Origin of the sequence: Leisingera thetidis, from assembly GCF_025857195.1 — a bacterium.
Lineage (GTDB): Bacteria > Pseudomonadota > Alphaproteobacteria > Rhodobacterales > Rhodobacteraceae > Leisingera > Leisingera thetidis.
Genome location: NZ_CP109788.1, coordinates 284,310 through 297,474, shown reverse-complemented (window position 1 = coordinate 297,474; position 13,165 = coordinate 284,310). Strand labels below are relative to the sequence as shown.

Here is a 13,165-nt window from a genome sequence, read left to right as displayed (position 1 = left end):
AAGCCGGTTCCATCGGATGGAATGTCGGTTTTTGCAACCGTATTTCGGAATCCTGCAGGTGAAACCGCATTCATTCGGGGAAACTCGCCGTCAAAGGAGACCTCTGCCATGACTGAGCAAGCCACTGCCCCCCGCGCACGCTCCGGCGGCCGCACTGCCCGCCGCGCCCTGCGCACCGCCCCGAAGTTCGACATGCTGCCGGGCCTCGCCCGCAACATCCCCCTGTGCGAGGTGATGGACGGCGCCCAGGTCGAAATGATCGACACCGCGTCGATGGACATACTGGAAAACGTTGGCGTTCAGTTCCGCGACCCCATCGCGCTGGAGGACTGGAAACGCGCCGGCGCCAAGGTCGAGGGCGAGCTGGTCTATCTCGACCGCGGCCTGGTGCGCGAGCTGATCAAGACCATCCCCAGCGATTTCACCTATCACGCGCGCGACCCGAAAAAGAATGTCCGCCTGGGCGGCAGGCATTCGATCTTTGTGCCGATGACAGGCGCGCCCTTCCTGCGCGACCTTGATGACGTGCGCCGCAACCCGATGCTGGACGACCTGGCGATGTTCCACAAGCTGGCGCATATGATGCCGGCCCTGCATTCCTCGGCGCACCACATCGTCGAACCTTATGATCACCCGATCAGCCAGCGCCATCTGCGCATCACCTATTCGTCGATGAAATACTCCGACAAGACGTTCATGGGCATGACCACCAGCCCCAAGAACGCCGAGGACGTGATGGAGATGTGCGCGATCCTGTTCGGCGAGGATTTCCTGGAGGACCACCCGGTCACCACCGGCAATTGCAACGGCAACTCGCCGCTGGTTTGGGATGAGACCATGCTGGGCGCCATGCGCGCCTTCTGCAAGCGCAACCAGCCGGTTCTGTGCTCGCCGTTTGTGCTGGGCGGCGCCAACACCCCGGCCTCGGTTCCGGCCACGGTGGCGCAGCTCAATGCCGAGGCGCTGAGCGCGCTGGCCTATACCCAGGTGATCCGCAAGGGCGCGCCGGCGATCTATGGCCACTACCTGTCGACCGTCAGCATGAAATCCGGCGCGCCGATGGCGGGCACGCCGGAGATCAGCCTGATGAACTTCATGATCGGCCAGATGGCGCGCTATTACGGGGTGCCGTGGCGGACCTCCAACACGCTGGGCGGGGCCAAGACGTTTGACGCGCAGGCGGGCTACGAATCGGCGACCACCCTGTCGGCAGTGATGCATGCCGGCGCCAACTACATCTGGCATTCGGCGGGCTGGAACGAGGCCGGTATGCACTGCTCGGTGGCCAAGTTCATCGTCGATGCCGAACAATGCGCGATGGCCTACAGGATGGCGGAAGGGCCGAAATGGCACGATTTCGATCAGGCGCTCTCGGCCGTGCCCGATGTCGGCCCCGGCGGCCACTATCTGGGCCACCCGCATACCCAGGAGAATTTCCAGGAGGCGTTCTTCATGCCGGAGCTGTTCGACAACAACTCGATCGAGCAATGGCAGGCCGAGGGCAGCGTCGAAATCACCGAACGCGCTCTCAATCGCGCCAAAAAGCTGCTGTCCGAGTACCAGGAACCCAAGCTGGACGAGGCCAGGAACGAAGCGCTGCTGGACTATATCGCGCGGCGCGAGCGGGAAATCCCCGCCGCGGACGAGCTGAACCAGAGCTACTGATCTTTCCTCCCCCGACTGGCCCGCCCCTGCGAAAGAGGGCGGGCCTTTTTTCCAACAGGGCACGCACATGAAAATCGCAGAAATCCATATCTATCAGCATGATCTGCCGGTGAAGAACGGCCCCTATACCATGGCCAATGCCGAGGTCTGGGCGCTGGACACCACGCTGGTGAAACTGGTGGCCGACAACGGGCTGACGGGCTGGGGCGAGACCTGCCCGGTGGGGCCTACTTACGCCGATTCCCACGCCGGCGGCGCCCGCGCGGCGCTGATGACGATGGCCGAGGGGCTGATCGGCGCCGAGGTGGCGCCGGTAACCCTGCACCGGCGCATGGACGGGCTGCTCAATGGCCACAATTACGCCAAGGCTGCCATCGACATCGCTGCCCATGACCTGTTGGGCCGACATCTGGGCGTCAGTGTTTCGGAGCTTCTGGGCGGCGCGGCCACGGACCGGGTGCCGTCCTATTACGCAACCGGCGTCGGCGCCCCGGACGACATCGCCCGGCTGGCCGCCGAGAAGCTGGCCGAGGGCTATCCCCGCCTGCAGGTCAAGGTCGGCGGACGGCCGGTGGAGCTGGACATCGAAACCATCCGCAAGGTCTGGGAGAAGATCGGCACCTCTGGCATGCGGCTGGCGGTGGACGGCAACCGCGGCTGGACCACGCGCGACGCGCTGCGTGTCAGCCGCGAATGCCCGCAGATCCCCTTCATCCTGGAGCAGCCCTGCAACACGCTGGAAGATCTGCAGAAAATCCGCCCGCAGATCTCTCATGGCCTCTACATGGATGAAAACAGCACCAGCCTGAACACGGTGATCACCGCGGCCGGCACCGGGCTGGTCGACGGCTTCGGCATGAAGCTCACCCGCCTCGGCGGCCTGCAGCCGATGCGCGCCTTCCGCGATATCTGCGAGGCGCGCAACCTGCCGCACACCTGCGATGACAGCTGGGGCGGCGACATCATCGCCGCCGCCTGCACCCATATCGGCGCCACCGTGAAGCCCGGCTTGCTGGAAGGCGTCTGGCTGGCGGCGCCGTATATCGAGGGCAATTACGACGCGGAGAACGGCATCCGCATCGAGGGCGGCCATATCAACGTGCCGCAAGGGCCGGGTCTGGGCATCATCCCGGACGAAAGCCTGTTCGGCGCCCCGGCGGCCTCGTTCTAAAGGAGACAGAACAGTATGGAATTTCGGGGAAAATGCGCTCTGGTCACGGGGGCTGCGGGCGGTATCGGTGCCGCCATCGTCCAGCGCCTGCGCGCCGCGGGCGCCAAGGTCGCCGTGGCAGACCGCGACACCAGCACAGCCGAGGCCGAGGCGCATCTGCCGGGCGATCTCCTGGACGCAGACTATGCCAACGCGCTGCCGCAGGCGGCGCAGCTGGCGCTAGGGGGCTTGGACATCGTCATCAACAACGCAGGCGTCATCACCCGCGGTGCGGTGACCGAAACTTCGGATGCCGACTGGCACCTGTCGATGGGGGTGAATGTCGAGGCGCCGTTCCGCATCTGCCGCGCCGCGATCCCGATCCTGGCGCGGTCGGGCGGCGGCGCCATCGTCAACACGTCGTCCTGCTGGGGCGGCAGGAACCCGGGGCCGGACCATGCGCTCTACTGCATGACCAAGGCGGCGATTGCTTCGCTGACCCAATGCATGGGGATGGACCACGCCCATCAGGGTATCCGCATCAACGCGGTCTGCCCGAATGAGGTGAACACGCCGATGCTGCGCACCGGGTTCGCGAAACGCGGCTTTGACCCGGATACCGCGGTGGCGGAGCTGGGCAAATCGGTGCCGCTGGGCCGGATCGCCGAGCCGGAGGATATCGCCGATGTGGTGCTGTTCCTGGCCTCCGATGCGGCGCGCTACATGTGCGGCGCGCTGGTTGAGGTGAACGGCGGGAAACCGGTGTCATGAACCGGTTTCAGGGCAAGGTGGCGCTGGTCACCGGCGGGCGCAGCGGCATCGGCCAGGCGATTGCGCGGCGCCTGCGCGATGAAGGCGCCCGCGTTTTCACCGCGCAGCGGGGACCGGATGCGGAGTTCGAGGGCCTCCCCGCCGATTTCACCGATCCGGACAGCCCGGCCGAGGTCGTGGCGGAAGTCATCAGCAGGGCAGGGGGGATCGACGTGCTGGTCAACAACGCCGGCATGATGCAGGAGGTGCGGGTTGAGGACATGTCCCTCGCCGATTGGCAGCGCACTCTGACGGTCAACCTGACCGCGCCCTTCCTGATGATCCAGGCGGCGCTGCCGCACTTGCGCAGGACCAAGGGCAGCATCGTCAACACCGGCTCGATCGAGGGGCTGGGCAGCAACCCCGGCCATGCTGCCTATTGCGCCGCCAAGGCAGGGCTGCACGGCCTCACCCGAGCGGTGGCGGTGGATCACGGGCCCGAGGGCATCCGCTGCAACGCTGTTGCGCCCGGCTGGATCGACACCGAGCTGAACCTGGATTTCATCGAAGCGATGCCCGACCCGGCGGCCTTCCGCCGCGGCATCGCCCGCATCCACCCGGTTGCGCGCACCGGCAAGCCGGAGGACGTGGCGGCGCTGGTGGCCTTCCTGGCCTCAGAAGATGCGGGCTTTATCACCGGCCAGATCTATACCGTCGATGGCGGAAGGATGGCAAAGCTCAGCCTGCCTTAAAACGAAAGGGAACTGGACCTAAACCCTATTCACCTTTGCAAAAATACTCCGGGGGAGGCCGCAGGCCGGGGGCAGGGCCCCCTCCCGCCCTCTATTCCTTCCCGGAGCGCCATTCCTTCCACATCAGGTAGGTGTTTGCTCCAAGCGAGGCAAAGGGTTCCGGCGGCAGCTTGGGCGGCATCGGCTGCGCCAGGAAGCGGCTGGCGATGTCCGATCCGCCCTGCACCGCCAGCTCCGCAACGCCGATGCCCTGCAACGTGCCGCGGGCAATGCCCAGGCCGTTCTGGCAGCAGGCCGAGTAAACGCCCCGGTCCAGCTCCCCGAAGGCCGCTGATCCGTTGCGGCTGAGGCACAGCATGCCGGCCCAGCGGTGCTCCATCCGCACGCCGTCCAGCTGCGGAAACCGTTCCTTGAACTTGCGGTCATGCACCCAGCCCGCGTTGCGCAGCCGCATCGGGCTGGTCTCGATGCCGGGGTGGAAGCTGGAGCAGGTGCGGATCAGGATCCGGTCGCCGCAGGAGCCGGAAATCCGCCGCACCGATGTGCCCATCGGGTCCGCGGGCGTCACCGACCAGCGGGATGCGCCGCCGAGCCGCCTGACCTGCTCCTCCGTCAGCCGTTCTGTCATCGAGGCGTAAAGGCAGATGTGCATCAGGCGGCGCTGGTAGAAACCGAAGCTTTCCAGGTGGCCGTTGTTGGCCAGGATCACGGTGCCGGTGGTAACGCGGCCCTTGGGCGTGCTGACCAGCCAGCCGTTCCCCTGTTTCGCAAACCCCGTGACGGGGGAGGTCTCGAACACGCTGATCTGCCCGGCCAGATGCGCCGAAAGCGCCCGGATATAGGCGGCGGGCTGGATCATCACCGTGCCTGGCGCATAAAGGCCGGAGGTGTAATGCGCACTCCCGGTCAGCTCCTGCATCTCCTGTCGGCTCAGCAGCTGATGCGGCTCCCCAAGCCGCTCCAGATGGGTGGCGAAATCGCGATTGTGCCTGTCGCCCGCCGTGGTGGCGGCGGCGTTGATCTTGCCTGCGGGATCAAACATCTCCTGCGGCAGGGCGCAGTCCTCGGCCACGCCCTTGGCGAAATCGATGGCCATGCGGTTGAAGGCAATCGCCGCCCGGTCCGCGTCCAGCGCGTCGCCTGCGTAATTGTCAGATGACAAATCATGCGGCAGGTCGATCATGAATCCGGAATTGCGCCCCGCGGAGCTTTCGGCGAACTGTCCGGCCTCCAGCACCGCCACCTTCAGCGACGGGTCCAGCTGGTGCAGGCGGCGGGCGGCGGACAGGCCGGCAAAGCCGCCGCCGATGATGGTCACATCGGCGGTCAGATCGTGGTCCAGCACCGGCAGGGCGGCCTGCGGCGGCAGGATGGCATTCCATCCCGCCGCACCGGTCTGCCGGGGCAGTCGTTTGGCAGTGTAGGCGCTCAATCCACGGCCTCGTCTGCGTCGTCGGCCAGGTCGATCCAGATGGTTTTCAGCTGGGTGTACTGGTCGTGGGCATGGACCGAGTTGTCGCGGCCGCCAAAGCCCGACTGCTTGTAGCCGCCAAACGGCGTGGAGATGTCGCCCTCGCCAAAGCTGTTCACCGTCACCGTGCCGGCCCGGATGGCCCGCGCGCCGCGGATCGCACGTTTGGCGTTGGCGGTGAAGAGCGAGGCGCACAGGCCGTAGGGCGTGTCATTGGCGATGCGGATGGCCTCGTCAAAGCCGGTGACCTCGATCACCGACAGCACCGGGCCGAAGATCTCTTCCCGCGCCAGGGTGGCGTCATTGCCGGGCACCTCGACCACGGTGGGTTCGACAAAGGCGCCGTCGTAGGACTTGCCGCCCAGAACCACGTTTTCCGCCTGCTCCAGATAGCCGCAGACCTTGTCGAAATGCGCCTTGCTGACCAGCGCGCCCATGCGGGTTTCCGGGTCCAGCGGGTCGCCGACGTTCCACTGTTTGGCATGGTGCGCGATGCGCTCCAGCACCTCTGCCTTGACGTCCTTGTGCACGATCAGGCGGGAGGAGGCAGAGCAGTTCTCCCCCATGTTCCAGAAGGCGCCGTTCACGATGTGGGCGGCCACGCGGTCCAGATTCTCGGCGTCGTCCATCACGATGGCGGGGTTCTTGCCGCCCATCTCCAGCACCACTTCCTTGGCGTTGCTTTCCGCCGAGTAGGTCAGGAAGCGCTTGCCGGTCACGGTGGAGCCGGTGAAGGAGACCATGTCGATGTCCATGTGCCGCCCGATGGGTTCGCCCACCTCGGCACCGCCGCCGGGCACAATGTTCAGCACGCCGCGGGGCAGGCCGGCTTCCATCGCCAGTTCTGCCACCCGCAGCGCGGTCAGAGTGGTCTCTTGAGCAGGTTTCACGACCACGGAGCAGCCCGCGGCCAGCGCCGGGCCGATTTTCCATGCCAGCATCAAGAGCGGGAAGTTCCAGGGCAGCACCAGCCCCACAACGCCGATGGGCTCGCGCACCACCAAGGCGATGTGATCGTCCGACGCCGGAGACACCTGATCATAGATCTTGTCGATGGCCTCGGCGTGCCATTTCAGGCAGTGGATGGTTTCCGGCACATCGACGGTTTCGCAGTCATAGATGGTCTTGCCGCTGTCGAGGCTTTCCATCACCGCCAGTTCGCGGGCGTTGCGGGTCATCAGTTTGCACAGGCGGATCAGCACGTCCTTGCGCGCAGACGGGTGCAGTTTCGACCAGCGGCCATCGTCAAAAGCCTCGCGCGCCTTTTCGACCGCAAAATCAACGTCCGCAGCGCCGCAGGCCGCGATATCGGCCAGTTTCCCGCCGGTGGCCGGGTTCACGGTCTCAAAGGTCTTGCCGGACGCGGCCGGGCAGAATTTGCCGTCAATGAACGCACCCGTGGGAAAGTCCAGATTGGCGGCGATGGATGTGTATTCGTCCTGAGTAAGCAGCGTCATGGGTCAGCCCTCCGCCTGAATATCTGCGATTTTCTGTTTCAGCACGCGCACGACTTGCTCCAATGCGCGTTTGTCGTCCTTGTTCAAACCTTTGAGCGGCGCGCGCATCGGGCCGGTTTCGATGCCGTTCAGGGTGACACCGTACTTGATGGTCTGGATGAACTTGCCGCCCTGCTCCAGCACCCGCATCAGCGGCATCATTGCCGACATGATGCGGCGGCCCTTGGCAAAGTTGCCCTCCACCACGCAAGCCTTATAGAGCGCGACGTGTTCCGCGGGCAGGAAGTTGGAGCCGCCGCAAACCCAGAAGGGCGCGCCCCAGGCAAAGAATTCCAGCGCCTGGTCGTCCATGCCGCAGCCCATTTGGATGTGCGGATAATCGCGGGCCAGGAGGTGCACCCGGTTGATATCGCCGGAGCTTTCCTTGATGCCGCAGAAGTTGCGGCTGCGCCCGACGCGGTCGAGGAACTCCTCGCCCATCATGGTGCCGGTGCGGTGCGGGTAGTTGTAGAGCATCACCGGCAGGTCAGCGGCCTTGTCGATGGCCAGCGCATTGAGGGCATTTTCGCGGTCGGTCGGCACCGAGTAGGGGGGCGAGGCCAGCAGGATCGAATCCGCGCCGATGTCCTTGGCGCCCTCCGCCAGCACGATGGAATCGCTGGTCAGCATGGCGCCGGTGCCGACAACCAGCGGCAGCCGGCCCTTGAGCCGTTCATGGGTGAAGCGGGCCAGTGCGATGCGCTCCTCGACGGTCTGGGCATAGTTCTCGCCGGTGGAGCCGCCGGAGATCAGCCCGTGCACGCCGTGCTCGATCAGGTACTCGATGACATCGGCCAGCGCGTCCCAATTGATGCTGCCGTCCTCGAAATGGGGCGTCACGACGGGGGTGTATATCCCCTCAAACCGGAGAATCGGGGTCATCTGGGTCCTCATGCAGGGGTTTTGCGCGCCACCGAACCCAGCGGCACGTCAAGCCCGGCGGGCATGACGAACAGCTCGATCTGGTCGCGCGACAGGTTCCAATGGTCAATTGCCAGCTGCCCCGCCGCCGCCTCGTCCCCCGCCTCGATGGCGGCGATGATGGCGTCGTGCTGGGTGCTGGCCTCGCCCAGGTTTTCCGCCATCTGGCGGTCCTGGGGGCGGTAGAAGGTCATGCCGATGCGGGCATGATCGATCAGCAGCCGCTGAAAGGAGGGGGCGAGATAGATGTTGTCGGCCATCTCGCCGGTGATCTCGTGGAAGCGGTTGTTGGCCATGGCCCGTTCCGCACCCGAGCCGCTGCGCAGGGCGGCCTTGAAGTCCTCCTGCGCTGCTTTCAATTCGGCGATCTGGCCTTCGGTGGCGTTCTTGGCCGCCAGCTGCAGCACCGCGCCATAGATCATCGGCGCGGCCAGGAAGAAGTCCCGCAGGGTCATATGCGACATCTCGCTGACCCGCGCACCGCGGTTTTCCCGCAAGTCGACATAGCCCTCGCCCGCCAATTGGCGCAGCACCTCGCGCAGCGGGGTGCGGGACAGCTCGAACTCCTCCGACAGCTTCGATTCGTCGAGATCCGCGCCCGGCCGCAGGCCAAGCGTCATGATGGCCGTTTTCAAATGGCCATAAAGCGCTGCTTTCCTGCTTTTGGACGCGTCCTTCATCTCAGTCTCCATCGTTGCATCTGAACCTGTGCGGGCAGGATGCCTGGCGGCACAGGTCTGTGCAACCTGATTGCTCATTTTGTGTTAGGAGAAAATACAATTTGTGTACAGAGGAAAAATATGCTGTATGCGGAGAAAGTTTTCGGAGGAGGGGAACAGGTGACAACGCAACCGGACGAGGCGGTGATCGACTGCCGCAATCTGTGGAAGATCTTTGGCCGCCGCGCGGATGAAGCGATGAAAGCCGTTCAGGAACAGGGGCTTGGAAAGCTGGAAGTGCGCGACCGGTTCGACTGCGTGGTGGGGGTGCAGGACGCAACCTTTACCGTCGGGCGCGGCGAGATCTTTTGCATCATGGGGCTGTCCGGTTCCGGCAAGTCGACCTTGATTCGCCATGTGAACCGGCTGATCGAGCCGACCTCCGGCCAGCTGTTCATCGAAGGGCAGGACGTGAACGGGCTGTCCGCCAAGCAATTGCGCGAAGTGCGGGCGGAGAAGATCGGCATGGTGTTCCAGAACATGGCGCTGATGCCGCACCGCACCGTGCTGGAGAATGTCTGCTTCAGCCAGGAGGTGCGCGGCCACGACGTGAAGGAGCGCCGCGACAACGCCATGCGGGCGATTGATGCGGTGGACCTGAACGGCTGGGACCAGAAATACCCCGATGAGCTGTCGGGCGGCATGCAGCAGCGCGTCGGGCTGGCGCGCGCGATTGCCGCCGATCCCTCGATCCTCTTGATGGATGAGCCGTTTTCGGCGCTCGACCCGCTGATCCGCCGCCAGCTGCAGGACAAGTTCATGTCGCTGTCGGCGGAGATGAAGAAGACCACCCTGTTCATCACCCACGACCTGGACGAGGCGATCCGCATCGGCGACCGCATCGCCATCATGAAGGACGGCGCGCTGGTGCAGGTCGGCACGCCGGAGGACATCGTCACCAACCCCGCCGACGAGTATGTCGCCGATTTCGTGGCGGGCATTTCCAAGCTGGAGCTGATCTCGGCCGCAAAAATCATGACCCCGTTCGAACAATACGAGCAGATGAACGGCCCCGCCAACAAGGACGGCTGGCCCGAGGCGCATCCCGGCCAGTCGCTCGACGATCTGGTGAATCTGTCGGTCCGGAGCCAGCACCCGGTGCTGGTCAAATCCGATGGCCGCACTGTCGGGGTGGTGACCAAGAACGCCCTGCTGCGCGGCATCCAGGGCGATGTCGCTGACGCCGCCGGCCTGAAGCACTGAGGAGGCAACACCATGGCAGAGAATAATTTCAGCATCCTCGACCCGTTTTCTTCGGTTGATCTGGGGCTGGCGGACTCGGCGGACGGGGTCAAGCAGTGGGCAATTGCCAACCGGGCGCTGATCCAGCCGGTCAAGAAGTTCTTCAACGAGATGATCGTCGGCATCGACACCGCGCTGAATGCGGTGCCGCCGCTGATCATGCTGGCGATCCTGGTGCTGATCGCCTGGCAGGCTGCGGGCCGCCGGGTGGCGATTCTGGTGGGCGTTGCGATGTTTGCGCTCGGCTTCCTGTCGCCGGGAGCCTGGGGGCTGGCGATGACCACTCTGGCCATCGTCGTCTCGGCGGTGATCCTCTGCTTCCTGATCGGTTTGCCGTTGGGGATCCTGGCCGGTAAGAATGACCGGTTCGAGGCCGCGATGCGCCCGGTGCTGGACACCATGCAGACCATTCCGGCCTTCGTCTATCTGGTGCCCGTCGTCATGCTGATCGGCATTGGCAATGTCTCCGGCGTGATCGTGACGATCATCTTTGCGCTGCCGCCGCTGATCCGGCTGACCTCGCTGGGCATCCGCGGGGTGAACGCATCGGTGGTGGAGGCGGCGCGCGCCTTCGGCGCCAGCCCGCGCCAGATCCTGTTTAAGGTGGAGCTGCCGCTGGCCACCCCGACCATCCTGGCCGGCGTCAACCAGACCATCATGCTGTCGCTGTCGATGGTGGTGATCGCCTCGATGATCTCGGTCAAGGGGCTGGGCAACGAGGTGCTGCGCGCCATGGGCCGGCTGGATGCGGGCAAGGCGCTGGTCGGCGGCCTTGGCATCGTGATCCTGGCCATCGTTCTGGACCGCATCACGCAAGGAATGGGCCAGTCCGGCCGCGACCGCGGCCACCGCCACTGGTGGCAGGGCGGCCCCGTCGGCGCCGTGCTGCGGCTGGCCGGCAGGACCTGACCGTCTTTTTCAACTGAACATCCAAGGGAGGACTTACATATGTTCAGGAATACCGCTCTGGCTGCGCTGGCAGCCTCCACCATGCTGGCAGGCGCTGCGCTGGCCGCGGACATGCCGGGCGAGGGCGTCACCGTGCGCCCGGTGATCCAGCCGACGGTCGAGGAATTCTTCCAGGCCCGCATCGTGTTCCAGGCGCTGCGCGATCTCGGCTATGACGTGGCCGAGCCGGAAGAGGTGCTGGCCCAGACCATGCACCTGGCGCTGGGAACCGGCGACGCGGATTTCACCACCGCGTCCTGGAATAAGCTGCATGACAACTTCTTTCAGGAATCCGGCGGCGATGACGTGCTGGAGAAGGTCGGCCACCTGATCGACGGCGCCCTGCAGGGCTATCTGGTGAACAAGGCGGCTTATGACGCCGGCGTGACCAACCTGGGCGACCTGAAGGACCCGGAGGTGGCCGCCAGGTTCGACGCTGATGGCGACGGCAAGGCCGATCTGGCGGGCTGCGTGCCGGGCTGGGGCTGCGAGCGGGTGATCGAGCACCAACTGAGCGAGTTCGGCCTGCGCGATACCGTGAACCACAACCAGGGTGAGTATAACGCGATCATCGCCGACACCATTGCCCGCAATGCCGGCGGCGAAAACGTTCTGTACTACACCTGGACCCCCTATTGGGTCTCCGGCGCGCTGGTGCCCGGCAAGGACGTGGAATTCCTGGCGGTGCCCTATTCCTCGCTGCCCGGCGGGGCAACGGCCGAGACCACATTTGACGGCAAGGACCTGGGTTTTGCGGTGGACAGCATCCGCATCGTGGCAACGGACGAATTCCTGGCCGCCAACCCGGCGGCGGCCAAGCTGTTCGAAGTTGCGCAGATCAGCATCAATGACGTCTCCATCCAGAACAAGAAGGTGGCGGATGGCGAGGACAGCTCGGACGATATCGACCGCCACGTGGCCGAATGGATCGACGCCAACCGCGCCGCCTATGACGGCTGGCTGGACACGGCGCGCGCGGCGGCCAAGTAATAGCGGGCAGACCCGTAGCCAGGGACTGCGCGGGGAGGCTCTCGCGCAGTCCGTTTTCCTGTGAGGCAAGCCATGAAAAAGACGCAGCATTTTGCCTTTCTGCTGGTGGAGGAATTCTCGCACCTCGCCTTTTCCTGCGCGGTGGAGCCTTTGCGCATCGCCAATCTGGTCAGCGGCCAGGATCTCTATGACTGGTCGTTCGGATCCGAAAACGGCGAGACCGCAACCTGCTCCAACGGCTCGGTGACGCTGGTGCACTACGGCTTTGATGCGATCCCGAAATGCGACCGGCTGTTCGCCCTGTCGGGCATCCATATGCGCAACCATGTGACCAAGCCGCTGCTGGCGGCCTTGCGGCGGGAGAAGGCGCGCGGCGTCGCGGTCGGCGCACTGTGCTCCGGCGCCTGGGTGCTGGCCGAGGCCGGGTTCCTGAATGGCATGCAGGCGGCGATCCATTGGGACTACCACGACAGCTTCATGGAGGCCTTTCCCGAGGTGAACCTGGTGCGCAGCGTGTTTGTGGCGGAGGAAAAGCACATGACTGCCTCCGGCGGCACTGCCACCGCGGATCTGATGCTGCATCTGATCGAGCGCGCCCATGGCTATGACCTGGCGGTCGCGGTGGCCGATCAGATGGTCTATAACGCGGTGCGCAATGCCACGGCGGAGCAGAAGGTGTCGCTGCAGTCGCGCAACGGCATGCGCAATGCGCATCTGGCGCGGGCGATCCAGATCATGCACGACCACATCAGCGATCCGGTGTCGCCGACGGTGATTGCCGATGACATCGGCATTTCCACCCGCCAGCTGGAACGGCTGTTCGGCAAATACCTGAACACCTCGCCCAAGAAGTATTTCATGGAGATGCGGCTGGAACGCGCCCGCAACCTGCTGATCCAGACCGAGGCCTCGGTCACCGATGTGGCGCTGTCCTGCGGCTTTGACAGCCCCGGCCATTTCTCGCGGGTGTACAAGGCCGCCTTCAGCGTGACGCCGATGCTGCAGCGCGGCCGGATCGGCTAGGCGGGCGGAAACCGGCGCGGTTTCCGGCCATGAAAAAT

At 64.9% G+C, this 13,165-nt stretch carries 12 protein-coding genes; 8 read left to right on the top strand and 4 right to left on the bottom strand.

Annotated elements, in window-relative coordinates; genetic code table 11:
* Positions 1 to 108 precede the first annotated feature (108 nt).
* The 4 genes from OKQ63_RS22425 (at position 109) to OKQ63_RS22410 (ending at position 4,317) form a co-directional block, all read left to right on the top strand.
* The gene (locus OKQ63_RS22425; protein WP_264214067.1) at positions 109 to 1,665 is read left to right on the top strand and encodes a trimethylamine methyltransferase family protein; all 1,557 of its coding nucleotides are present in this window, start codon (positions 109 to 111) and stop codon (positions 1,663 to 1,665) included.
* A gap of 67 nt (positions 1,666 to 1,732) precedes the next feature.
* Positions 1,733 to 2,836 (top strand): mandelate racemase/muconate lactonizing enzyme family protein, encoded by a 1,104-nt coding sequence (locus OKQ63_RS22420; RefSeq protein WP_264214066.1) that lies wholly within the window; start codon positions 1,733 to 1,735, stop codon positions 2,834 to 2,836.
* A 15-nt stretch (positions 2,837 to 2,851) separates the two neighbouring features.
* Positions 2,852 to 3,586 (top strand): SDR family NAD(P)-dependent oxidoreductase, encoded by a 735-nt coding sequence (locus tag OKQ63_RS22415; protein ID WP_264214065.1) that lies wholly within the window; start codon positions 2,852 to 2,854, stop codon positions 3,584 to 3,586.
* The gene (locus OKQ63_RS22410; RefSeq protein ID WP_264214064.1) at positions 3,583 to 4,317 is read left to right on the top strand and encodes an SDR family NAD(P)-dependent oxidoreductase; all 735 of its coding nucleotides are present in this window, start codon (positions 3,583 to 3,585) and stop codon (positions 4,315 to 4,317) included. Before OKQ63_RS22415 ends, OKQ63_RS22410 begins: the two co-directional genes overlap by 4 nt.
* Before the next feature lie 91 nt (positions 4,318 to 4,408).
* Here OKQ63_RS22410 and OKQ63_RS22405 read toward each other — a convergent pair whose 3' ends face one another.
* Genes OKQ63_RS22405 through OKQ63_RS22390 form a run of 4 tightly spaced genes read right to left on the bottom strand, consistent with a single transcriptional unit; the run spans position 4,409 to position 8,885 of the window.
* The gene (locus tag OKQ63_RS22405) at positions 4,409 to 5,749 is read right to left on the bottom strand and encodes an NAD(P)/FAD-dependent oxidoreductase (RefSeq protein WP_264214063.1); all 1,341 of its coding nucleotides are present in this window, start codon (positions 5,747 to 5,749) and stop codon (positions 4,409 to 4,411) included.
* Positions 5,746 to 7,245: an aldehyde dehydrogenase gene (locus OKQ63_RS22400; protein WP_264214062.1), complete on the bottom strand. Its 1,500-nt coding sequence runs from the start codon at positions 7,243 to 7,245 to the stop codon at positions 5,746 to 5,748. The genes OKQ63_RS22405 and OKQ63_RS22400 overlap by 4 nt, the downstream gene beginning before the upstream one ends.
* Before the next feature lie 3 nt (positions 7,246 to 7,248).
* Positions 7,249 to 8,166 (bottom strand): dihydrodipicolinate synthase family protein, encoded by a 918-nt coding sequence (locus tag OKQ63_RS22395; RefSeq protein ID WP_264214061.1) that lies wholly within the window; start codon positions 8,164 to 8,166, stop codon positions 7,249 to 7,251.
* Between the two features lie 8 nt (positions 8,167 to 8,174).
* The gene (locus OKQ63_RS22390) at positions 8,175 to 8,885 is read right to left on the bottom strand and encodes a GntR family transcriptional regulator (RefSeq protein ID WP_264214060.1); all 711 of its coding nucleotides are present in this window, start codon (positions 8,883 to 8,885) and stop codon (positions 8,175 to 8,177) included.
* A gap of 159 nt (positions 8,886 to 9,044) precedes the next feature.
* Between OKQ63_RS22390 and OKQ63_RS22385 the strand changes: the two genes are divergently transcribed.
* The 4 genes from OKQ63_RS22385 (at position 9,045) to OKQ63_RS22370 (ending at position 13,127) form a co-directional block, all read left to right on the top strand.
* Positions 9,045 to 10,127, top strand: a complete 1,083-nt coding sequence (locus tag OKQ63_RS22385; protein ID WP_264214059.1) for a quaternary amine ABC transporter ATP-binding protein — start codon at positions 9,045 to 9,047, stop codon at positions 10,125 to 10,127.
* Positions 10,128 to 10,139: 12 nt separating this feature from the next.
* Complete coding sequence (locus OKQ63_RS22380; RefSeq protein WP_264214058.1) at positions 10,140 to 11,075, top strand: ABC transporter permease; 936 nt, start codon at positions 10,140 to 10,142, stop codon at positions 11,073 to 11,075.
* Between the two features lie 39 nt (positions 11,076 to 11,114).
* Positions 11,115 to 12,104 (top strand): glycine betaine/L-proline ABC transporter substrate-binding protein ProX, encoded by a 990-nt coding sequence (gene proX, locus OKQ63_RS22375; protein WP_264214057.1) that lies wholly within the window; start codon positions 11,115 to 11,117, stop codon positions 12,102 to 12,104.
* 72 nt (positions 12,105 to 12,176) lie between these two features.
* Positions 12,177 to 13,127, top strand: coding sequence for a GlxA family transcriptional regulator (locus OKQ63_RS22370; RefSeq protein ID WP_264214056.1), 951 nt, complete (start codon positions 12,177 to 12,179; stop codon positions 13,125 to 13,127).
* The last annotated feature ends 38 nt before the right edge of the window (positions 13,128 to 13,165 follow it).